The organism is Geobacter sp. 60473 (assembly GCF_036323535.1).
In the GTDB taxonomy this organism is placed as follows: Bacteria; Desulfobacterota; Desulfuromonadia; order Geobacterales; family Geobacteraceae; genus Geobacter; species Geobacter sulfurreducens.
Map to the genome: position 1 here is coordinate 470,734 of NZ_AP028967.1, position 22,099 is coordinate 492,832.

At 64.0% G+C, this 22,099-nt stretch carries 20 protein-coding genes; 18 read left to right on the forward strand and 2 right to left on the reverse strand.

The window, feature by feature from the left end; all coding sequences use genetic code 11:
• Positions 1-29 precede the first annotated feature (29 nt).
• From AABA48_RS02195 to AABA48_RS02225, 7 genes are all read left to right on the forward strand, one after another.
• Positions 30-437, forward strand: coding sequence for a hypothetical protein (locus AABA48_RS02195; RefSeq protein ID WP_286351911.1), 408 nt, complete (start codon positions 30-32; stop codon positions 435-437).
• Positions 434-1,738 (forward strand): methylenetetrahydrofolate--tRNA-(uracil(54)-C(5))-methyltransferase (FADH(2)-oxidizing) TrmFO, encoded by a 1,305-nt coding sequence (gene trmFO, locus AABA48_RS02200; protein ID WP_286351912.1) that lies wholly within the window; start codon positions 434-436, stop codon positions 1,736-1,738. The genes AABA48_RS02195 and trmFO overlap by 4 nt, the downstream gene beginning before the upstream one ends.
• Positions 1,739-1,817: 79 nt before the next feature.
• Positions 1,818-2,099, forward strand: a complete 282-nt coding sequence (locus AABA48_RS02205) for a hypothetical protein (RefSeq protein WP_286351913.1) — start codon at positions 1,818-1,820, stop codon at positions 2,097-2,099.
• Positions 2,086-2,661, forward strand: a complete 576-nt coding sequence (locus tag AABA48_RS02210; RefSeq protein ID WP_286351914.1) for a Maf family nucleotide pyrophosphatase — start codon at positions 2,086-2,088, stop codon at positions 2,659-2,661. Before AABA48_RS02205 ends, AABA48_RS02210 begins: the two co-directional genes overlap by 14 nt.
• A 9-nt stretch (positions 2,662-2,670) precedes the next feature.
• Complete coding sequence (locus AABA48_RS02215) at positions 2,671-3,366, forward strand: YggS family pyridoxal phosphate-dependent enzyme (protein ID WP_286351915.1); 696 nt, start codon at positions 2,671-2,673, stop codon at positions 3,364-3,366.
• Positions 3,367-3,448: 82 nt separating this feature from the next.
• On the forward strand, positions 3,449-4,252 hold the full coding sequence (locus AABA48_RS02220) for a polysaccharide deacetylase family protein (RefSeq protein ID WP_286351916.1): 804 nt from the start codon (positions 3,449-3,451) through the stop codon (positions 4,250-4,252).
• The gene (locus AABA48_RS02225) at positions 4,239-4,427 is read left to right on the forward strand and encodes a hypothetical protein (RefSeq protein WP_010943178.1); all 189 of its coding nucleotides are present in this window, start codon (positions 4,239-4,241) and stop codon (positions 4,425-4,427) included. The genes AABA48_RS02220 and AABA48_RS02225 overlap by 14 nt, the downstream gene beginning before the upstream one ends.
• A gap of 92 nt (positions 4,428-4,519) precedes the next feature.
• Here AABA48_RS02225 and proC read toward each other — a convergent pair whose 3' ends face one another.
• Positions 4,520-5,332: a pyrroline-5-carboxylate reductase gene (gene proC / locus AABA48_RS02230; RefSeq protein ID WP_286351917.1), complete on the reverse strand. Its 813-nt coding sequence runs from the start codon at positions 5,330-5,332 to the stop codon at positions 4,520-4,522.
• A 288-nt stretch (positions 5,333-5,620) separates the two neighbouring features.
• Between proC and AABA48_RS02235 the strand changes: the two genes are divergently transcribed.
• From AABA48_RS02235 to rsgA, 11 genes are all read left to right on the forward strand, one after another.
• Positions 5,621-6,166, forward strand: a complete 546-nt coding sequence (locus AABA48_RS02235; protein WP_286351918.1) for a cupin domain-containing protein — start codon at positions 5,621-5,623, stop codon at positions 6,164-6,166.
• Between the two features lie 25 nt (positions 6,167-6,191).
• Positions 6,192-7,388, forward strand: a complete 1,197-nt coding sequence (locus AABA48_RS02240; protein ID WP_286351919.1) for a saccharopine dehydrogenase family protein — start codon at positions 6,192-6,194, stop codon at positions 7,386-7,388.
• A gap of 187 nt (positions 7,389-7,575) precedes the next feature.
• On the forward strand, positions 7,576-8,730 hold the full coding sequence (gene nspC / locus AABA48_RS02245) for a carboxynorspermidine decarboxylase (protein WP_286351920.1): 1,155 nt from the start codon (positions 7,576-7,578) through the stop codon (positions 8,728-8,730).
• A 198-nt stretch (positions 8,731-8,928) separates the two neighbouring features.
• Entirely contained in the window at positions 8,929-10,836 is a 1,908-nt protein-coding gene (speA, locus tag AABA48_RS02250; RefSeq protein ID WP_286351921.1) for an arginine decarboxylase, read from the forward strand.
• Positions 10,837-10,944: 108 nt separating this feature from the next.
• Positions 10,945-11,781: a dienelactone hydrolase family protein gene (locus tag AABA48_RS02255; protein WP_338270923.1), complete on the forward strand. Its 837-nt coding sequence runs from the start codon at positions 10,945-10,947 to the stop codon at positions 11,779-11,781.
• Positions 11,782-12,069: 288 nt separating this feature from the next.
• Positions 12,070-12,513, forward strand: coding sequence for a response regulator (locus AABA48_RS02260; protein ID WP_338270924.1), 444 nt, complete (start codon positions 12,070-12,072; stop codon positions 12,511-12,513).
• A 79-nt stretch (positions 12,514-12,592) separates the two neighbouring features.
• A complete protein-coding gene (locus AABA48_RS02265) occupies positions 12,593-13,951 on the forward strand; it encodes a diguanylate cyclase (RefSeq protein WP_286351924.1) in 1,359 nt (452 codons plus the stop codon).
• A 14-nt stretch (positions 13,952-13,965) separates the two neighbouring features.
• Positions 13,966-15,177 (forward strand): hypothetical protein, encoded by a 1,212-nt coding sequence (locus AABA48_RS02270; RefSeq protein ID WP_338270925.1) that lies wholly within the window; start codon positions 13,966-13,968, stop codon positions 15,175-15,177.
• Between the two features lie 21 nt (positions 15,178-15,198).
• The gene (locus tag AABA48_RS02275; RefSeq protein WP_338270927.1) at positions 15,199-15,630 is read left to right on the forward strand and encodes an ABC transporter substrate-binding protein; all 432 of its coding nucleotides are present in this window, start codon (positions 15,199-15,201) and stop codon (positions 15,628-15,630) included.
• Positions 15,627-18,788: a PAS domain S-box protein gene (locus AABA48_RS02280; protein ID WP_338270929.1), complete on the forward strand. Its 3,162-nt coding sequence runs from the start codon at positions 15,627-15,629 to the stop codon at positions 18,786-18,788. The genes AABA48_RS02275 and AABA48_RS02280 overlap by 4 nt, the downstream gene beginning before the upstream one ends.
• A 138-nt stretch (positions 18,789-18,926) precedes the next feature.
• Positions 18,927-20,003 (forward strand): ribosome small subunit-dependent GTPase A, encoded by a 1,077-nt coding sequence (gene rsgA, locus AABA48_RS02285; protein ID WP_338270931.1) that lies wholly within the window; start codon positions 18,927-18,929, stop codon positions 20,001-20,003.
• A 9-nt stretch (positions 20,004-20,012) separates the two neighbouring features.
• On the opposite strand, the gene fusA is transcribed toward rsgA, so the two are convergent.
• Positions 20,013-22,082, reverse strand: a complete 2,070-nt coding sequence (gene fusA, locus AABA48_RS02290; protein WP_338270933.1) for an elongation factor G — start codon at positions 22,080-22,082, stop codon at positions 20,013-20,015.
• Positions 22,083-22,099 lie beyond the last annotated feature (17 nt).

Sequence of the window (22,099 nt, forward strand, 5' to 3'; positions counted from 1 at the left end):
CGGTGTGCGGCTGCTGAAGGAAATCCACCATGCTTAACGACATGCACGAAACCTGTGATCAGTGTCGCTTCGCCTATGCCCGGATCGATACCGAGTGCTGGGGCGAGACGAGCTCCCGGCGGGTTATGTGCCCCATCTGCGGCTGGACCAAGTACGAGGAGCAGGTCTGGAACTTTGCCCTGGCAACTACCGTCAAGCGAAGCGTCATGCAGGGGTACGGTGCCTACCGGCTCATACCGCCCGGCGGCTTCTCGGGGTACAACGCCTTTCACGTGCCACCCTCCGGGGAGGTTGTCACCCACATCCGCCAGTTGCTCGACAGCGGCTGGAAGGGGTATCTGACCCTCTGGGACGAGGAGAAGGGAAAGGCCCGGCTCCTGGCCGGCCACCCCCTCCAGAAGTTCGAGATTCCCGCCGACGGGGACCCGTCCCCATGACCGGTGCCGTCACCATCATCGGCGGCGGACTGGCAGGATGCGAGGCCGCCTGGCAGATCGCCGGGCGCGGCGTGCGGGTCGTCCTGCGGGAGATGAAGCCCCAGCGCTACTCGCCGGCCCACCACCTGCCCGGGCTGGCGGAGCTGGTCTGCTCAAACTCGCTCCGGGGGGAGTCCCTGGAGAACGCCGTGGGGCTCCTCAAGGAAGAGCTGCGGCGGGCCGGCTCACTCGTCATGGCCGCGGCCGACGCCACCCGGGTGCCGGCAGGCGGCGCCCTGGCCGTGGACCGGGAACTGTTCTCCTCCTACGTGACCGAGCGGATCGAGGGGCATCCCCTGATCGAGCTGGTGCGCGAGGAGGTGACGGAGCTTCCCGCCGAAGGGGTCCTGGTGATCGCCTCGGGGCCCCTGACCAGCGACGCCCTGGCCGAGCGGCTGAAGCAGATCACCGGCGACAGCCTCTACTTCTACGATGCAATCGCTCCCATCGTTGCGGCCGACTCCCTCGATGCGGACAAGGTTTTCCGGGCCTCCCGCTACGGCAAGGGGGACGGTGACGACTACCTGAACTGCCCCCTCTCCGAAGAAGAGTACGAGCGGTTCGTTGATGCCGTTCTCGCCGCGGAAAAGGTACCGGCCAGGGATTTTGAAAAAGTGGTACACTTTGAGGGGTGCATGCCCGTGGAAGAGATGGCGGAGCGGGGCCGGGAAACTCTCCGCTTCGGCCCCCTGAAGCCGGTGGGGCTCACGGACCCCCGTACCGGCCGTGAACCCCACGCGGTGGTCCAGTTGCGGGCCGAGAACCGGGAGGGGACCCTCTTCAACCTGGTGGGCTTCCAGACCAAGCTCACCTGGCCCGAGCAGCGGCGGGTTTTCCGGATGATCCCCGGCCTGGAGAGCGCCGAGTTCGTCCGGCTCGGCTCCATGCACCGCAATACGTTCATCAATGCGCCGACCCTGCTGGAGCCCACCTTCCGGCTCAAGGGCGACCCCCGCACCTTCTTCGCCGGCCAGATCACCGGGGTGGAGGGATACGTGGAATCGGCGGGCAGCGGTTTCCTGGCAGGTATCAATAGTGCCCGGCTCGTGCGGGGTGAGGATCCGGCAGTTCCGCCGCCGGCCACCGCCCTGGGTGCGCTGGTGGCCCATATCACCACGGCGCCGGCCAGGCACTTTCAGCCCATGAACGTAAACTACGGGCTGTTCCCGCCCCTCGAGGGGAAAGTGAAAAAGAAGGATCGCCGGGGAAGGCTTGCGGAGCGGGCCCTGGCGGAACTGGATCATTGGCTCGCAACAGTGTAGGGGCGAATCTCGCGTTCGCCCTCGACGTCGTGTGACACCAGAAGCGGACGATCACAAGGGTCGCTCCCACGGGGTATCTATGGACGACAAGGAAAAACAGGAAATATCCCTCATCGGCAGGCTCCTTTCCATGGAGGCGCTCCTGATCCTCATGGGGATCGTTTCTCTGGGCTACGGCATTGCGCGGTCCCAGGTCATGAACATCTTCTGGGGCGTGGTGATCCTGGTGGGGGCCGTGGTCCTTTCCTTTGTCAGGAAAAAGGACTGGAAGAAGCACTGGGAGGAACTGGAGATCGAGAAACGCCGCCACGAGGAACGGATCAAGGCGCGAAACGAGGGAGAAAAGGATGGAAAAGGGTAGGATCATCCTGGCGTCCGCATCGCCCCGGCGGCTGGAGCTGCTGGCATCGGCCGGGGTGGAATTCGACGTCTGTGCGAGCGATATCCCCGAGGAGCCCATCCCCGGCGAGGCCCCGGCGGATTTCGCCACGCGCCTTGCCCGGGACAAGGCCGTGGCCACGGCGGCCCGGACCGAGGGACGCTGGTTCGTGGGTGCCGATACCATCGTGGTCTGCGACGGCGAGATCATGGGCAAGCCCGTGGATGAGGCCGATGCCGTGCGGATGCTCAGGAAACTCTCCGGCGTTTCCCACGAGGTGATCACCGGCTATGCCGTTTACGACCGGGAGCGCGACGGTCTGCTCTGCAAGGCGGTGGTGACCAGGGTCGTGTTCAAACCCTTGCGGGACGAGGAAATCAGTGCCTACGTGGCCACCGGCTGCCCCATGGACAAGGCCGGCGCCTATGCCATCCAGGGGGGCGCTGCCTATATGGTTGAGCGGATCGACGGCTCCTATACCAATGTGGTTGGCCTGCCGCTCTGCGAAGTGGTGGAGGATCTGCGCCGCATCGGCGCCCTGTGAGTTCCGGTTATGGCAATCGCCGACAATTTGACCCATATCCTGGCAAAGATCGTGGCCGCGGCCCGGCGGGCCGGGCGTGATCCGGCGGCGGTACGCCTCGTGGCGGTCTCCAAGACCATTCCGGCCGAGGCGGTTGAGGAAGCTGCCCGGGCAGGGCAGCGGCTCTTCGGCGAGAATTACGTGCAGGAATTCACGGCCAAGGCCCGTGAGGTGCGTGAGCCGGTGGAGTGGCATTTCATCGGCCATCTCCAGTCCAACAAGGTCAAGTACCTTGCCGGGCTCGTGACCTGCATCCACTCGGTGGACCGTCTGTCCCTGGCCGAGGAGATCAACCGCCAGTGGGCAAAGCTCGACGCGGTCTGCGACATCCTCGTGCAGGTGAACATCGCCGGCGAGGAGACCAAGAGCGGCACCTCGGCGGCCGAACTCACAGACTTGGTGGCGGCCATGGCGACCCTGCCCCACGTGCGGGTCCGGGGTCTCATGACCATGCCTCCCTTCTTCGACGACCCCGAGGAGGCCCGTCCCTACTTCCGCGAGCTCAGGCGCCTGGCCGACGCGGTGGCTGCCGAGAACATTCCCGGTATTTCCATGACGGAACTCTCCATGGGGATGTCCGGTGACTTCGAGGCTGCCGTGGAGGAGGGGGCTACGCTGGTCCGCATCGGAACGGCCCTGTTCGGCGAGCGGGTGTACCGCCCCTGACCAGGTCTCCCGTCACTATCCCCGTGGCGGTCTTCGGGCCGTAATTCCCATAGATATTTCCTTAGTGGAGGTTGTAGCGCAAATGCTGTTCCGCCTGATTGTCGCCGTAATGCTCATGGCGTCCTTTTCGTCCGCCGCCTGGGCCGTACCCCGGCCGGTTTCGGCCGCGGATTTCTCGGTCCCCATCCTCCTCTACCACCGCTTCGGCCCCACCGTTGCCGACGGCATGACCATCAAAACATCGGTCTTCGAGGAACACCTGAAGTATCTGCGGGACAACGGCTACCGGGTGATTCCCCTGCGGCAGGTGGTGGACTTCTATCTGAAAAAGGGTCCGATGCCGCCCCCCAAGTCGGTGGTGATCGTGGAGGACGACGCCCATAAGTCGGTCTATACCGACATGCTGCCGTTGGTGAAGAAGTACCGGGTACCGGTGACGGTCTTCATCTACCCGTCGGCCGTCTCCAACGCGAAGTATGCCATGACTTGGGACCAGCTCCGGGAGCTGAAAAAAACGGGGCTCTTCGATTTCCAGTCCCACACCTACTGGCATCCCAACTTCAAGAAGGAGCGGAAGAAACTCCCCCCGGCGGAGTTTGACCGGCTGGTGGAGTCGCAGCTGAAAAAATCGAGGGAAAAGATCGAGAAGGAACTCGGGGTGACGGTGGACATGCTCGCCTGGCCCTTCGGCATTTATGACGACGACCTGATCCGCCGGGCCGGGACGCTGGGGTACCGGGCCACCTTCACCATCGACCGTCGCCACGTGACGCCGGCCGAGAGCGTCATGAAGCTGCCCCGTTATCTCATGATCAACGCCGACCAGGGGAAGGTCTTCGCCCAGATCCTGGCCGGGAGCGGACCCCGGAGAAATGTCGTCTACTGATCCGCCCAAAAAGCATCCCTGCCCCGACTGCCGGTTCTGCCAGTGGTGCGGCGATGACCGCTGTTCCCTCTGCCTGCGGGGGTGCAAGAAAGGCAAAAAGCTCTCCCTGGCCGAGCAGGTCGAGCTTTTTGAGAAGGTGAACCGAAAGGCTTCGGCCACAGAGGACACAGAGTAGCACCGGATCTCCGCCGTCTCCACCCTGATCGCTACGGGATTCGTGACAGCCGCCGTTACGCGTTGAGAGTTATTCTCTGCGGCGAAGAAGCGTTATTTTTTGCCCAGCTCCGCCGAGCGGGCAGTAGCGGCGTCCACGGCGGCCATGACCGCTCCGCGGAAGGCATCCCGCTCCAGGGAGGCGATGCCGGCGATGGTGCTGCCGCCGGGGGAGGTGACCTTCTCCTTGAGGACGCCCGGGTGGTCGCCGGTCTCCAGGAGCAGTCTCGCAGCCCCCAGCACCGTCTGTGCCGCCAGTCTCGTGGCCACGTCCCGGGGGAGGCCGTTTTTTACGCCGGCGTCGGAGAGGGCTTCCATGAAGAGGAAGACGTAGGCCGGGCCGCAGCCGGAGACGCCGGTGACGGCGTCCATGAGCTTTTCCTCCACCACGCAGGTGGTCCCCACCAGTTCGAAGATTCCCGTGGCAAAGAACAGATCGTCATCGGTGGCATTCCTGCCGCGGCAGAGGGCGGACGCCCCTTCCAGCACCAGGGCCGGGGTGTTCGGCATGACCCGGATCACCCGGGCCGCGTTGCCGCAGACCTCCTCCATGTCCGCGGTGGTAATCCCCGCCATGATGGAGATGAGCAGCTTGCCGTCGAGCCCTGCCGGCCCCAGGGCCGCAACCATGCCCCGGAACACCTGGGGCTTCACGGCCATGACCAGGGCGTCGGCAGCCGCAACCACCCGGCCGTTGTCGGCGCAGGCGTCGATGCCGTAGGTGCCGTGCAGGTATTCCCGCCGCGCTGCCACCGGTTCAGCCACCATCACGTCAGCCGCCGCGACCCCGCCGGCCAGCAGCCCTTTGATGATCGCCTCAGCCATGTTTCCGCCGCCGATGAAGCCGAGAGTGCTTCCCTTCAGCATCTTCGTCCCTCCTCGAAAATAGTATACTTTTTCCTACGGCATACGCCGGAAAATGTCAAGCCGGTGATCGGTCGAACGCGACGGAATGGTGCTGGGTTGTGAATGTGTTTGGCCGGGTCAAAAAATCGTTGACACCCTGTTTTCTTTGTATTATATACCTCCCCTCGTGTCGATTGGTTTAAACGAAAAGTTTAGAAATGCTAAACCGGCTGCTTGACAGAAAGTTTAGAAATGCTAAACAGCGTGTGTAAACAAAGAGTTTAGTATTTCTGAACCAGGAGAAACAACGTGAAGATCGGCGAGCGGTTGAAGCGGCTCAGGATGATCAATTCCCTCACCCAGGAAGAATTGGCCAATCGGGCCGACCTGACCAAGGGATACATCTCCCAGCTTGAGAACGACGCCACCTCTCCGTCCATCGCCACTCTGAAGGACATCCTCGACGTGTTCGGCGTCAGCATGCAGGAGTTCTTCAGCGATCCCATCGGCGAGGACGTGGTCTACGGCAAGGATGCCCGGGTTCAGCCCTCGGCCGACGATGCGGCCGTGATGGTGGAACTCCTCGTCCCCGGCGCCCAGAACCGGGAGATGGACCCGGCCCTGGTGACCCTGGCCCCGGGCGAGGAGATGGACGAGCAGAACTTCCACGAGGGAGAGGAGTTCGGCTTCGTCCTTCTGGGCCGGATCCAACTCCGGCTGGACGACAAGGTCTACACGCTGAAAAAGGACGAATGCTTCTACTTCACCTCGGACAAGCGCCATACGGTGAAAAATATCGGCAGGGGGCCGGCCAAGATATTGTGGGTCGTGACCCCGCCGACATTTGATTACTGATAACGCAATCGAAGGAGATCAACCAATGAGCAAGGTACTGATAATCGGAGCCGGCGGCGTCGGCCAGGTCGTTGCCCACAAGTGCGCCCAGCGCAGGGACATCTTCAGCGGGATCACCCTCGCCTCCCGGACCAAGTCCAAGTGCGACGCCATCGCTGCCCAGCTGAATAACAGCATCAATACGGCCCAGGTGGATGCCGACAACGTTCCCGAGCTGGTGGCGCTCATCAGGAAAGAGCAGCCGAAGCTCGTCATCAACGTGGCCCTGCCGTACCAGGACCTGACCATCATGGACGCCTGCCTGGAGACCGGGGTCGACTATCTCGACACCGCCAACTACGAGCCCCTGGACACCGCCAAGTTCGAGTACTCCTGGCAGTGGGCCTACCAGGACCGCTTCAAGAGCGCGGGGCTCATGGCGTTGCTCGGTTCCGGCTTCGATCCCGGCGTGACCAACGTCTACACCGCCCTGGCCGCCAAGAAGTACCTGGACGAGGTGCAGGAGATCGACATCATCGATGCCAATGCCGGGAGCCACGGCCAGCCCTTTGCCACCAACTTCAACCCCGAGATCAACATCCGCGAGGTGACCGCCCCGTGCCGCCACTGGGAGAACGGCGAGTTCGTCGAGACGCCTCCCCTCTCCACCAAGCGGGTCTTCGACTTTCCCGAGGGTATCGGCCCCATGAACATCTATCGCCTCTATCACGAGGAGATGGAGTCCATTGTCAAGCATATCCCGACCATCAAGAAGGCCCAGTTCTGGATGACCTTCTCCGACAACTACCTGAAGCACCTGGAGGTGCTCCAGAACGTGGGCATGACGCGCATCGACGAGGTGGAGTTCCAGGGGCAGAAGATCGTGCCGATCCAGTTCCTGAAGGCGCTCCTCCCTGACCCCGGTTCCCTCGGCCCCCTCACCAAGGGGAAGACCTGCATCGGCGTCATCGCCCGCGGCCTCAAGGACGGCAAGCGGAAACAGGTCTACATCTACAACATCTGCGACCACGAGGCCTGCTACAAAGAGGTCGGCTCCCAGGCCATCAGCTACACCACCGGCGTACCGGCGGTGGTGGGCGGGATCATGATGCTGACCGGTAAATGGCACGCCCCGGGCGTCTGGAACATGGAGCAGTTCGATCCCGAGCCGTTCCTGGCGGAGCTCGGGCCCATGGGGCTGCCGACGGTGGTGGTGGACGGCGGCGAATGGCCGGAGCTGTAAGAGGACGCAACCTTCCGACCATCTCCCCGCCGTTCTCGGAATGCCCGTTGTGCGGCGTAGCGCTGCTACGCCTCCGCCGGCATCCCTGCGGGTGCGAGGATCCGGCCGAAACCTTTCGCTCCGGCGGTTAAGACGTTTGATCAGTGTCTCCCTGCGGCGGCGTCCGCGGTAAATAAGGTTCTGGACTTTGACTGGTATCGATATCGAAAACATTCTGAAACTGGCCCCGTCCCCCGCTTACGTGGTGGACCTGGGACGGTTGCGCCACAACCTGGCCATCCTGGACCAGGTGCAGCGGCGCAGCGGGGCGAAGATACTCATGGCGCTGAAGGCCTTCGCCATGTGGAGCGTCTTCCCGATCATCCGGGAGACGCTGCACGGGGTCTGCGCCAGTTCGCCGTGGGAGGCCCGGCTGGGGCGCGAGGAGTTCGGCCGGGAGGTCCACAGCTTCGCGGCCGCCTTCAAGGAGAGCGACGTGGTGGAGCTGCTTGCCACCTCCAACCACCTGGTTTTCAACTCCTTCAACCAGCTGGAGCGGTTCCGGCCCCTGTGGGAGAAGGAGCGGGGACGGGTCTCGGTGGGGCTGCGGGTGAACCCCGAGCATTCCGAGGGGCACACCCCCATCTACGATCCGTGCGCGCCCGCGTCGCGGCTCGGCATCCCCCGGCGGGAGTTCGACGGCAGATCCCTCGAAGGGGTGGAGGGGCTCCACTTTCATACCCTCTGCGAGCAGCTCTTCGAACCCCTGGAGCGGACCGCGAAGGTGTTTGAGGAAAAGTTCGGCCCGTTTCTTCATGGCATGAAGTGGCTGAATCTGGGGGGCGGCCACCACATCACCCGTGAGGGGTACGACATCGACGCCCTGGTGGAGCTGATCACGTACTTCAAAGCAAAGTACGGCGTGGAGGTCTACCTGGAGCCGGGGGAGGCCATTGCCATCGGCACCGGCATCCTGGTGGGGGAGGTGCTGGACGTGGTGCACAACGAGATGGACATCGCCATCCTCGACGTCTCCGCCACCTGCCACATGCCCGACGTGCTGGAGATGCCCTACCGTCCCGGCATCACCGGCGGCTTCGACCCCGGCGAGAAGGCCCACACCTACCGCCTCGGCGGGCCGTCGTGCCTGGCCGGGGACGTCATCGGCGACTGGTCCTTTGAAAAGCCCCTGAAGCCGGGCGACCGGCTCTCTTTCGAGGACATGTCCCACTACACCATGGTGAAGACCACCACGTTCAACGGCATCCAGCATCCGGCCATCTGCACCTTCGAGCCGGAGACCGGGGAGTTGCGGGTGGTGAGGAGGTTCGGATACGAGGATTTCAGGGGCAGATTGTCGTAGGGGGGCGATATCTTCCGACCATCTCGACTCCGTGTCCTCGAAACCCTGCCTCAACGTAGCGCTGCTACGCCTCGGCACGGCTTCTGCGGGCCGGCGCCGATCTGGCCGAAATCTCTCGCCCCTTGGGAAAACCGTAAACTGAAAACGATTACCTAACAGCGGCGTTAGTGCGCAACTATGGCGTCGCCAGGAGAGCATATGGAACGCTGGTCGATTAACGAATCCGCAAAGATCTACAACCTGCCCAACTGGGGCGCCGACCTCTTCTCCATCAACAAGAAGGGGAACGTCTGCGTGCACCCTTCACCCACGTCCAAGCATTCCATCGACCTGCGTGCGCTGGTGGACGATCTGATCAAGCGCAAGATCAAGCCCCCCATCCTGCTCCGGTTCATGGACGTGCTCCAGGGGCGGATCGCATCCATCAACCGGGTGTTCAAGAACGCCATCGACGAGAACGACTACCCGGCCACCTACCAGACCTTCTACCCCATCAAGGTGAACCAGCAGCGCCAGGTGGTGGAGGCCATCGCCAAGTTCGGCAAGCGCTACAACATCGGCCTTGAGGTGGGCTCCAAGCCGGAGCTGGTGATCGGCATCTCCTTTGCCACCGGCAACGGCATCCCCATCATCTGCAACGGTTACAAGGACACCGAGTATATCGAGACGGTCCTCTACGCCACCAAGATCGGCTACGACATCACCATCGTGGTGGAGAAGATGTTCGAGCTGGAGAAGATCATTGCCCTGTCGAAAAAGACCGGCATCAAGCCCAAGCTGGGCATCCGGGTGAAGCTCTCCTCCAAGGGGACCGGCAAGTGGGCCACCTCCGGCGGGGAGGACGCCAAGTTCGGCCTCCGGATGTCCGAGATCATCGCCGCCATCGGGCTCCTGGAGCAGAATGACCTCCTGGACCGGGTGAATCTCCTCCACTTCCACATCGGCAGCCAGATCACCAAGATCGACAAGATCAAGAGCGCCCTGATCGAGGGGACCCGCATCTATGCCGAGATGCGCAAGCTCGGGGTCGGCATCCGGTACGTGGACATCGGCGGCGGTCTGGGGGTCGACTACGACGGCTCCAAATCCAGCTATTTCTCCAGCGTCAACTACTCCATCGAGGAGTACGCCAACGATGTGGTCTACCAGATCAAGAACATCTGCGACGACGCCGGCGTCGAATGCCCCAACATCATCTCCGAATCGGGGCGGGCCACGGCGGCCCACTACTCGGTGCTCGTGACCAACCTCCTCAATACCAACACGTCCAATGCCATGCCCGACTTCGAGGAGACCCTCAAGGGGGCGGAGAAACTGGCCCCAACGGTCAAGAAGCTGGTGGACATCTACAAGAGCATCGACCGCTACTCGCTGCGGGAGGACTACCATGATACGGTCCAGCTCATCCAGGAGGCGGTGAGCCTCTTCAACCTGGGCTACCTGACCCTTAACGAGCGGGCCATGGCCGAGTGGCTCCACGGCAAGATCCTGCGCAAGATCAACGGCATCGTAGAAAAGATCAAGCCGATCCCCGAGGAGCTCCAGAATTTCCAGCTGAGCCTGCGGCAGACCTATTTCGCCAATTTCTCACTGTTCCAGTCTATCCCCGACTCCTGGGCCATCGACCAGCTTTTCCCCATCGTGCCGATCCAGCGGCTCAACCAGAAGCCCGACGTGATGGCCTCCATCGCCGACATCACCTGCGATTCGGACGGGGAGATCACCAGCTTCGTGGGCGAGAACGGCCGGACCAAGTACCTGCCGCTTCACAAGATGCGCAAGGATGAGGACTACTTTGTGGGCTTCTTCCTGATCGGCGCCTACCAGGAGATCCTGGGGGACATGCACAACCTGTTCGGCGACACCAATGCCGTGCACGTTACCTTCAACAAGAAGACCGGCTACAAGATCGATACGGTCATCCATGGCGACGCCACCTGGGAGAGCCTCAAGTACGTCCAGTACAAGGGGCCGGAGATCCTGAAGCACGTCCGCGACACCCTGGAGAAGGACGTGGCCCTGCGCAAGGTCACCATCGAGGAGAGCAGCCACTTCCTTGAGCTGCTGGACCGGACGCTCCTGGGCTACACCTACCTGGGGGAATGACGGAGCCCCACCCGCCCCCTTCCGGCCGCTCGCATCCCCGCTGCGGCCGGTTGAGCGTATCCGTCCGGATGGTAGAATTGGATACGTGCAACGAAAGGGGAGGTGGCCATGAAACAGAACGTTCGCGCAGGACTCATGCTGGTCGTGGCGGCACTGGTCGTGCTGGCGGCGTTTCCCGCCGCAGCGAAGGTCCGGGGCAGGGTGGTTGAGTACCGGGACGGCACCGTCACCATGAAGGGGTACCTGGCATGGGACCCGGCCCTGAAGGGGAAGCGTCCCGGCGTGCTGGTGGTGCACGAGTGGTGGGGGCACAACGAGTATGCCCGCAAGCGGGCCAGGATGCTGGCCGGCCTGGGCTACACGGCCCTGGCCGTCGACATGTACGGCGAGGGGAAGCAGGCCCCCCACCCGGACGATGCGGCCGCATTCGCCGCGGAGGTCATGAAGAACGGCGACCTGATGAAAGCCCGCTTCATGGCGGCCATGAACCTGCTGAAAGACCAGTCCACGGTCGATCCGGCCCGGATCGGGGCCATCGGTTACTGCTTCGGCGGCGCCGTGGTGCTGAACATGGCACGCCAGGGAGTTGATCTGGCCGGAGTGGTGAGCTTCCACGGCAGCCTTGCCACCGACCGGCCGGCCGAACCGGGCGGGGTCAAGGCCCGCGTCCTGGCGCTCAATGGTGCGGCAGACCGCTTTATTCCGCCGGAGCAGGTCGGGGCGTTCGCCGCTGAAATGGCCCGGGCCGGTGCCGAGTTCGGCTTCATTTCCTATGCCGGGGCAAAGCACAGTTTCACCAATCCAGAGGCAGACGCCTTTGCCAGGCGCTTCGGTCTCGACGTAGCCTATGACTCCCGTGCCGACCGCCGGTCATGGGCTGAGATGAAGCGCTTTTTCCAGCTCTGTTTTTCCGGCGGAAACCTACCCCGTAGCGGCAGCACTTGACCGCACACACCCGTCGCCCCGAGAGAGGCCGGGCATCCCCGGCCTGGACCTCTCCCGGGGCGGTCCCTCCGTGCTTCTTCAGATTTCCCCACTAATGTTTCGGTGTTGACCGTCTGCTGTTCTCCGGCAGCGTTCCGAGGGGGCATTTGCCCCGGTAGTGCGTATTTTCGCGCGGCTATTGCTAAAGGAACACCATCTTCCGGTCGATACAATCATAAGGAACCGCATGTGGCCAGCTGACCGGACGACGACCTGAACGGTGTGGCCGGTTTCGCTTCAGGGGTTTTTATGAATGGGTTTCGCGACGATGTAATCCTGCTCGTGGACGACGACCGCGGCCATGCGCGCCTCATCGAGAAGCATCTGGCCCGCATGGGGGTCATGCAGCACGTGATCTGGCTCGACAACGGGCGCAGGGCCCTCGACTTCATCTTCGAGGAGGGCGAGTTCGATGGGGTCAAGACCCTGCGCCCCTGTCTCGTGATCGCGGACCTGAACATGCCGGAGCTGGGCGGGGTGCACGTCCTGTCCCGTCTCAAGGGAGATGAGCGTACCTCGTCCATTGCCGTAGTGATCCTCACCACCTCCGATAACCCGGCGGAGATCGAAGCCTGTCATGAACTCGGCTGTGACGCCTTTCTCCGGAAGCCGATGGATAGCGACGGCTTCGTCCTGGTGGCCGAGCGGATCGTCTCTCTCATTGGGGACGGCACGATTAGCGCTGGCGAATGAATAGGTCTATATTTTGCATATTTATATATTAATTCAATCGTCAAGCGCTCGGTACGACACGACACGATGAGGTGGGCCAATGGCCGAATCACGTCCGATCCGGATTCTGTACATGGAGGACAACCCCGCTCTCGCCAGGCTGCTCCAGAAGAGCCTGCTGCGCAAGGGGTACCAGGTTGATGTCGTTGCCGATGGCGCGGCCGGGCTTACCGTGCTTGAAGGGACCTCCTACGATCTGATTCTGGCGGACTACGATATGCCCGTCTGCGGCGGCATCGAGGTGATTGCCACTCTTGCGGCCAGGGGTGTCGATATCCCCGTCATCATGGTTACGGGCAACGGAAGCGAGAAGGTGGCAGTGGAAGCCCTCAAGCAGGGGGCGGCGGACTACGTGGTGAAGGACCTGGAGATGGGGTACATCGAACTGCTCCCCATCGTGATCGAGCAGGTCCTGACCCGGCAGGAACTGCTCCGGGAAAAGGAATTGATGGCCGAGATGATCCGCGACCGAGAGGAGCGCTATCGCCGCTTGGTGGAGTTGTCGCCCGACGGCATCGCCATCCACGTGGGGGACCGGATCGCCTTCATCAATGCCGCGGGGGCCCGCCTGCTGGGGGCATCCGATCCGACGGGGGTGATCGGCCGGCGGGTAGCGGACCTGGTGTCCCCCGATTACCTCGGCCTGGTCCGTGACCAGCTCGCGTCGGACTCCAACGGCTCCGATGCCGTGCCCTGGTTCGAGGAACGGCTGACCCTCCCCGATGGCCGAGCCGTCGACGTTGAACTGGCGGCAGTCCCCTTTTCCCACGAGGGGGAAGAGGCGTTACAGGTTATTATTCGTGATATAACGGAAAAGAAGCTGGCGAAAAGACGACTGGAGTTCCTGGCTCACCACGATCCCCTCACCGGCCTGGCCAACCGGGTGCTGTTTTTCGACCGCCTCGACGTGAGCCTGCGCCAGGCCGAGCGGGACCGGCAGGGTGCCGCGCTCCTCTTCATAGACCTGGACCATTTCAAGGGAGTAAACGATACCTTCGGCCACGACGCCGGCGACGTGCTCCTGATGGAGGCGGCCCGGCGCATCGAATCATGCCTGCGCAAGGCCGACTCGGTGGCCCGGATGGGGGGAGACGAGTTCACCGTCATCCTCACCCGGGTTTCAGACGAAGCCGACGCTGCCATGGTGGCGGGGAAGATCATCGAAGCGCTGGCCGTGCCGGTAGCGCTCCCCGGCGGCGAATGTACTGTCGGGGCCAGTATCGGCATCAGCATGTATCCCCTCGATGCGACCGATGCGGAAAGCCTGCTCAGAAAGGCCGACGCAGCCATGTACCGGGCCAAGCGCCTCGGGAAAAACCGCTTCGGCTTCGCGATGCACGATCCCTGCGACGAGTCGGTTGACGCTGCGCCGCAGGTGTGTGCCGGATGTCCGTGCTAGGGAGCTGCCGTCATATGTCCATTGTCCGATTTTTCTGCGCGGCGCTGGCGGCCGTCGCCGTGGCTGTCGCCGGCGATGCCCGTGCCTTGGACCTGCTGGGCGAGAAACTCGCCCTGCACGGGTTCGCTTCCCAGGGCTACCTGGACAGCACCGGCAACAATTTTCTGGCCGATACCCGCGACGGGACCTTCCAGCTCAACGAGTTCGGGCTTACGCTCACTTCTCGCCTCACCGACCACCTCCATCTCGGCGCCCAGCTGCTCTCCCGCGACTACGGCGACGTGGGCGACAACGAAATCCGGCTCGACTGGGCCCTGGCCGACTATCGCTTCCACGACCTTATCGGCGTGCGGGTAGGCAAGATCAAGCGTCCCATGGGGTTCTACAACGAGGGGCGCGACTCGGATTTTCTCCGTCCCATGATTTTCCTCCCCCAGAGCATTTATGACGAAACCCGTCGCGACATGCTCATCGCCTGTATCGGCGGCGGCCTTTACGGCAACGTGCCCGCCGGCCCGCTGGGCGATTTCGACTACCAGGTTTTCAGGGGCTGGTTTGATTTTCCCGACGATTCCGTCATCGCGCGGGCCACGCGGGCGAGCGCCCAGACCCTCGCCATCCGCAAGGGGTTCGGCACTGTGACCGACGTGACCATGGACAACAAGTACGTGGTCGGCGCACAGCTCATTCTCAACACCTCCATCGACGGACTGCGCGCGGCGGTATCCTGGCAGCGCGGCCGTCACGACCTGACCCTGAACGGCGGAGCGCTCCCGCCGGGAGAGTTGGCCATCCGCGGCAAGTACGTCTACTCCCTTGAGTATGTGAACGGCCCCCTCACGCTGGCCAGCGAGTACGCCGAAACCGACCGCGAGCAGCGGCTCTTCGGCCAGCTCACCATGGACGGCCGGACCCAGGAGTGGTACGTGATGGGAGTCTGGGCCTTCAGCGAGCAGGTGAGCCTCTCGCTGCTCTATGATGTGTTTTACAACGACAAGCACGATCACGACGGGAAGGCCTACCTCCGGCAGGGGCGGCCCGACTACCTGGGCTGGCGCAAGGATTTCGGCGCCGGGATCCGCTTCGACATCAACCCGTCGTGGACCGTCAAGGCCGAATGGCACCAGGTGGACGGTGCGGCCCAGTACCTGGAGCTCTACAATAGTCCGCAGGATCTGAAGCGGCGCTGGGCCTACGGCGCCGTAAAGGTTTCATACAATTTCTGACACCCAACGGCGGTGGATGCGATGAGGTATTGTCTGGACGTCATCCTGGTTGTCCTGCTGGTTGCCGTCTCCGTTCCGGAGGCGGCGCGGGCGGCCGACTACGTCCTGGTCGTCAACCGCGACAACCCCGTCAGGACCCTGACCGAGCAGGAAGCCCGCCTCATGTTCTTGGGAAAGAAAACGGCCTGGCCCGATGGCCGCTCGGTCACCATCGTGCTCCAGGATGGTAACAAGGCTCACTCCTCATTTGTGCAGGGGGTACTCCACCGTTCGTCCCAGCAGTACGATATCTACTGGAAGAAGGCGCTGTTCACGGGTACGGCCATCCCGCCGCGCATCCTCAAGGGGGATGCCGATGTGAAGGCGTTCGTGGCCACCACCCCCACTGCCGTCGGCTATATCTCCCCCGAAACGGTCGATGGGTCGGTCAGGGTCCTGGAGGTTCGTCAATGAAGCTCCCCCGCAGTATCCGCACCAAGGTGTGGCTCTGTGTTCTCGTGGCCTTTGTGGGTTACCTGATCGCAACCCTTTCCAGTTACTACTCCAATCTCCTTTTTTCCCACAACCTCGACCACCTCAAACGGGTCGAATTCCCCCTGGCCCTCGAGGGGAACGAGACCCTGAGCCTCTACCGCAAGCAGTTGAAGCTCTACGAGGATGCCTTTGTCACCGGCGAGCGGGATGATGCGCTCAGGGCCAATGAACTGGGGCGGGAGATCGTGGCGAGCCTGGCCCGGGCGGCTAAGCTCACCAGGGAGGACACCGAGCACCGCTATGGCGACGTTGAGGCGCTCAAGTCCCGCTACGAGGCCTATTTCCGGAAGGCGACGGAGCTGTATCCCCGGGCGCTCGGCAGCACCGACACGTTCCTGAGCGGAGAGATCGCCCGTCTCGGAGCGGACGGCCGCTTGATCCTGGTGGACTTCGAGCGGATGTCGCGGGATTATGTCACCTCGGTCGAGCACCAGATCGAGCGCAACCGTTCACTTGCCCGCGATACCTCGATCTACCTTTTTGTCCTGTTTGGGATGGTGGTGCTGCTGGCGGCGCCGGCCATCACCTTTGTGGCCAACCGGCTCCTGATCCGTCCCCTGGAAGAGCTGCGCGGCATGGTTACCTCCTTTGCAGGGGGCAGTCTGGACCTCTCCGGACTCCCCGCGTATGATGCCGGAGACGAGATCGGCTCCCTCTGCGCCTCGTTCAGGTCCATGGTGGAGGGGCTCCAGGAGACTACTGTCTCCCGCGACTACGTTGACAACATCATCGAGAGCATGAGTGACTGCCTGATTGTGGTCGACACCCGCGCCGCCATCCGGCGGGTGAATCGCGCCGCCCTGACCATGCTCGGCTACGATGAGGAGCAGTTGCTCGGCATGCCGGTCGGTGTCATCTTCGCCTGGGAACGGGACAAGGAGCGCCTGCGGACCGAGGGGCTCAGGTCCTTTGTGGGGTCCATCGGCACCAGCCCGGCTGAATTCACCTTCCTGAGCAGCGACGAACGCCGGACCCCGGTGCTGCTCTCCGCGTCTCCCATGTTCAGCCGGGACGGCTCGTTCCAGGGAACGGTCTTCGTTGCGGTGGACATCGGGGAGAGAAAGCGGACCGAACAGGCCCTGCGGGAAAACGAGCAGCACCTGAAGAACATCCTCGATTCCATCCACGCGGGAATCCTCGTCATCGATCCCCAGGATCACCGGATCGTGGACGCCAACACCTTTGCCCTGGCCATGATCGGGGCGCCCAAGGGGCTCGTGGTGGACCGGATCTGCCACAACTTCGTCTGCAGCGCCGTCCAGGGCGCCTGTCCCATCACCGACCTGCTCGAAAACATGGACAACTCGGAGCGTCGTCTGCTGCGGTTCGACGGCACGTCCATCCCGATCCTCAAATCGGTGGTGCCGGTCACCTACCAGGGGAGGAAGCTGCTGATCGAGAGCTTCATCGATATTTCCGAGCGTAAGTGGGCCGAAGAAATGCTCCGCTACCTCACCGAGGGGACGGCCTCGGTGACGGGCGAGGAATTTTTCCGCTCGCTCGTCCGGCGCCTCTCCTCGGCCCTCGGGACCCGGTTCGCCTTTGTCACCCGCCTGCTGGACGGCTCTCCCGTCCGGATGCGTACCCTGGCCTTCTGGACCGGCAACGGCTACTGCCCTACCATGGAGATGCCCCTGGACGGCACCCCCTGCGAGCAGATCATCGCTGACGGCGACATCCTGTTCCATCCCAGCGGCCTGGGACAGCTCTATCCCGCCGCCGAAACCATGAAGCGAATGGGTGTCGAGAGCTTCCTGGGGGTGCCGCTGTTCGATTCCCGCGGCACCGCCATCGGCCACCTGGCGGTTCTGGACGATAAGCCCATGCGCGAGGACGAGGGGCACCGCTCCCTGTTGCGGATATTCGCGGCCCGGGCCGGGGCGGAGCTCGAGCGGATGCGGGGGGACGAGGCCCTGCGCGAAAGCGAGACCCGCTACAAGGATCTCTTCGAAAACGCCAACGACCTGATCCAGAGCGTGTCACCCTCGGGCGAGATCCTCTACGTGAACCGGGCCTGGCGCGAAACGCTCGGCTACAGCGAGGAGGAGGTGAGGGGGCTCACCTTTGACCAGATCCTCGACCCGGAGTGCATCGGCCACTGCATGGGCGAATTCCGCAGAGTCATGGAGGGCCAGAGCCTGGAGGCGGTGGAGGCCCGGTTCATGGCGAAGGATGGTCGCTCCATCCTGGTGGAGGGGAGTGTCAACTGCAACGTGGTGGACGGCAAGCCGCTGGCCTCCCGGGGGATTTTCAGGGATATCACCGAGCGGAAGCACCATGAGAACACGCTCCGGAAATACGCGACAGAGCTTGAGCAGACCAACGAGGAACTGAAGGACTTCGCCTATATCGTCTCCCATGACCTGCGCGCGCCGCTGGTCAGCATCAAGGGGTTCTCCATGGAGCTGGTCACGGCCGTGGATGAGCTCAAGGGAGTCATAGCGGAGCTTTCCCAAAACATCGAGATGGTGACCCGCGAGCGGCTTCGCCGGCTCTTCGAGCAGGATATCGATGAGGCTGTCGGCTTCATCAACTCATCGTCCCAGCGCATGGATACCCTCATCACCGCCATCCTCAACCTGTCGCGCCTCGGCCGCAGGGACCTCAAGGCGGAACCGGTCGACATGGGCGCCGTCGTGCGCACGATCCTCGACTCCCTGGCCCACCAGATCGAGACGAACCGTACCGAAGTGGCGATCAGTGTCCTCCCGGTCATCACCGCGGACCGGATTGCCATGGAACAGATCATGGGCAACCTGCTTGACAACTCTCTCAAGTACCTGGAGCCCGGCCGGCCGGGCCGTCTGGAGATCTGGGCCGACGTGGGCGGCGAGGAGTGCGTCTTCCACGTGAAGGACAACGGGCGCGGCATCAGGGAAGAAGAAATCCCCCGGGTCTTCGAACTGTTCCGCCGCGCCGGCCGGCAGGATGTCCCCGGCGAGGGGATGGGGCTGGCTTTCGTGAAGACCCTGGTGCGGCGGCTGGGTGGCCGCATCTGGTGCGAGTCCGAACCGGGCGTGGGGAGCACGTTCAGCTTCACCCTGCCGTCTTCCTTTTCTCACAAACTCCCGCTATAGTAGTTCTGCTTTGTTGCACGACTTTTTCCTCCGGGTGAGCCCCCGGTCCCCTCAGGGGCCGCCCGGAGGAAAAGTGATAACGTAGCAGCAGACCCCTCAGCGGTTTCTCCCCACGAGGATGTGAGCACAAGGACTGTCATGGAATTACTTGTAAAAATGGGATGGGACGACTGGTTCGCCGCCCATGCCGGGGCGTCTTCCGACGCCGGCCGGCCGGGGCGGGTCGTTGCCGAGCAGCGCGGCGAATACCGGGTGCGCACGGCCGACGGCGAGGTGGCGGCCATCCTCACCGGCCGCGCCATGCGGGAGACGGCCGGCGACCGGCTCGAACGGCCGGTGGTGGGCGACTGGGTGATCGTGGAGCCCGTTGCCGGCGACAGCACCGTGCTGGTGCGGGCCGTTCTGCCCCGCCGCACCATCCTGGCCCGCCGTGAGTCGGGCCGTGGGGCCGAGGTTCAGCCGGTTGCCGCCAACGTCGACATCGTCTTCATCGTAGCCGGCCTGGATGGCGCCCTCAACCTTCGCCGGCTCGAACGGTTCCTGGCCGCGGCCCGCGAGAGCGGCGCCGAGCCGGTGGTGCTGCTCACCAAGAGCGATCTGGCAGGCGATCCGGCCGCACCGGCGGAGGAGGCCGCAACGGTCGCTCCCGGCATCCGGGTCATGACCGTCAGCTCCCTGGACGGCGCCGGTGTCGACGAAGTCGGAGCTCTCCTCCCCCCCGGCGTGACCGCCTGCTTCATCGGACCGTCCGGCGTGGGCAAGTCGAGCCTGGTCAACCGGCTGGCAGGAGATCCGGTCATGGCCACCGGCGCCGTGCGCGAGCGGGACGCCAAGGGGCGCCACACCACCACCCATCGCCAGCTTATCCTCCTGCCGGGCGGGGGGATCGTCATCGATACGCCCGGGATGCGGGAATTCGGTCTCTGGCAGGTGGACGAGGGGATCGACGCGGCGTTTCCCGAGATTGCGGAGCTGGCGGTCGGCTGCCGTTTTCACGACTGTTCCCACCGGCACGAGCCCGGCTGCGCCGTCCGCACCGCCCTGGCCGACGGCGGGCTGGATCAGGGGCGCTACGGCAGCTATCTCAAGCTTCGGCTGGAAGAAGAAACCATGGCGACCCTGGCCGATGCCGAGGGGCGGAGGGAGCGCAAGAAGGGGGAGCGCCGCATGGCCAAGGGGCTGCGGGCGGTGCTGCGCAAGAAGGGAAAGAAGTAGCCGCCCGGTTCACGCCTCCAGGCCGAAGCGCCGCAGTACCTCGATCGGGGCCCGGTCGTGGTGGGAGAATTCCATGGTGTAGGTGCCGCGACCCTTGGTGGCGCTGCGCAGTTCGGTCATGTAGCCGAACATCTCCGCCAGGGGGACCGACGCCCGGATGGTTTCCGTGTCGCCCTGGCTGCTGATCCCTTCGATCCGTCCCCGCTTCTGCTGGACCGATCCGAGGACTTTGCCGGCATAATCGGCCGGGATGACGATTTCCAGGTTCATGACCGGTTCCAGGAGCGTGAGCCCCGCGTCCCGGGCCGCCAGCATGAGCCCCCTGCCCGTCGCCGCCCGCACCCCCGCGTCGGTGGTGACGCCCGGCTCCACCGGAATCGCCGCCACCCGCACCTCCAGATCGGTGAGGGGGTAGCCGGTGCGGGACCCGGCAGAGCAGGCCCGGCCGATGCTGTCGGCCACCGCGTCCCGCAACTCCTTGCCGATGCCCAGGTCCGCGGCGTCCGGCACGTTCACCCGCACCCCGGCCCCCCGCGGCAGGGGCGACAGCTGCAGCAGAACCTCCCCCCCCTGGGCCTTTCCCTCGTGCTCGGCCCGGAAGATCTCCCGCCGCTCCACCGCCCGGGCGATGGTTTCCCGGTAGACCACCTGGGGCCGTCCGGTCTTCACCCCCACGCCGAATTCCCTCTGCAACCGGTCCACAACCACTTCCAGGTGGAGTTCACCCATGCCGGTGAGAATGGTCTGCCCCGTCTCTTCGTCCTCGTGGACCCGGAAGGTGGGGTCTTCCCACTGGAGCTTCTCCAGGGCCGGCAGGAGCTTGTCCCGGTCATCGACCCCACGCGCCTCCACCGCCAGCGATACCACCGGCTCAGGCACGGCCAGTCCCTCCAGCGCGATCCGGTGGGCCGGGTCGCAGAGGGTGTCGCCGGTCAGCACCTCCTTGAGCCCTGCCGCCGCCACGATGTCGCCGGCGGCCGCCTCCTCGATCTGTTCCCGCTTGTGAGCATGCATCCGGAAGAGCCGGGCGAGCTTCTCGAAGCACCCCCGGGAGCTGTTCCAGACCGCGCCGCCCGCCTTGATGGTGCCCGAATAGACCCGGAGATAGGTGAGCTTGCGTCCCTCCTCCGACTGGACCTTGAAGGCCAGGGCGCAGAAGGGGCCGCCGGGGTCGCAGGGGAGTTCGTCAACGGTTTCGCTGCCGGGACGTTTGCCCTTTGCAGGAGGGACGTCAAGGGGGGAGGGGAGAAAGTCGACCACGGCGTCCAGCAGCGGCTGGATCCCTTTGTTCCGGAGCGCCGAGCCCAGGAGCACCGGGAAGATGCGGCAGGCCAGGACCCCGAGCCTGAGCGCGCCCCGCAGCCGGGCGGCGGTGATATCCTTGTCCTCCAGGAGATCGGCGAGGATGGCGTCGTCGAAATCGGCGGCCGCCTCGGCAACGGCATCCCGGCCCTCGCGGGCCGCGTCCAGCAGGTCCGCCGGCACGGGAACCCGGCTGACCGTCCGCCCCTGGTCCCCTTCGCCAAAGGTAATCAGCTCCCCGGCAAGGAGGTCGATCACCCCGCGGAAGCCGGTTTCTTCGCCCACAGGGAGTTGGAGGAGCACCGGCCGGGCCTTGAGCTTCTCTTCCATCTGGCGCAGGGTGCCCCGCAGGTCGGCGCCGACCCGGTCCATCTTGTTGATGAAGCAGATGCGGGGGACCCCGTAGCGGTCCGCCTGGCGCCAGACCGATTCGCTCTGGGGCTGGACCCCCTCCACGGCGCTGAAGATGGTCACTGCGCCGTCGAGGACCCTGAGGCTCCGTTCCACTTCAATGGTGAAATCGATGTGTCCGGGCGTGTCCACCAGGTTGAGCCGGTGGTTGTGCCAGGTGCAGACGGTGGCGGTGGAGGTGATGGTGATTCCCCGCTCCTGCTCTTGGGGCATCCAGTCCATGACCGCTTCGCCGTCGTGGACTTCCCCCATCTTGTGGGTTTCACCAGTGTAGAAGAGGATGCGTTCGGACACCGTGGTCTTGCCGGCGTCGATGTGGGAGATGATGCCGATGGTGCGGACCTGGTCGAGGGGGGGGCGGGCCATGGGACCTCCGGGACGCG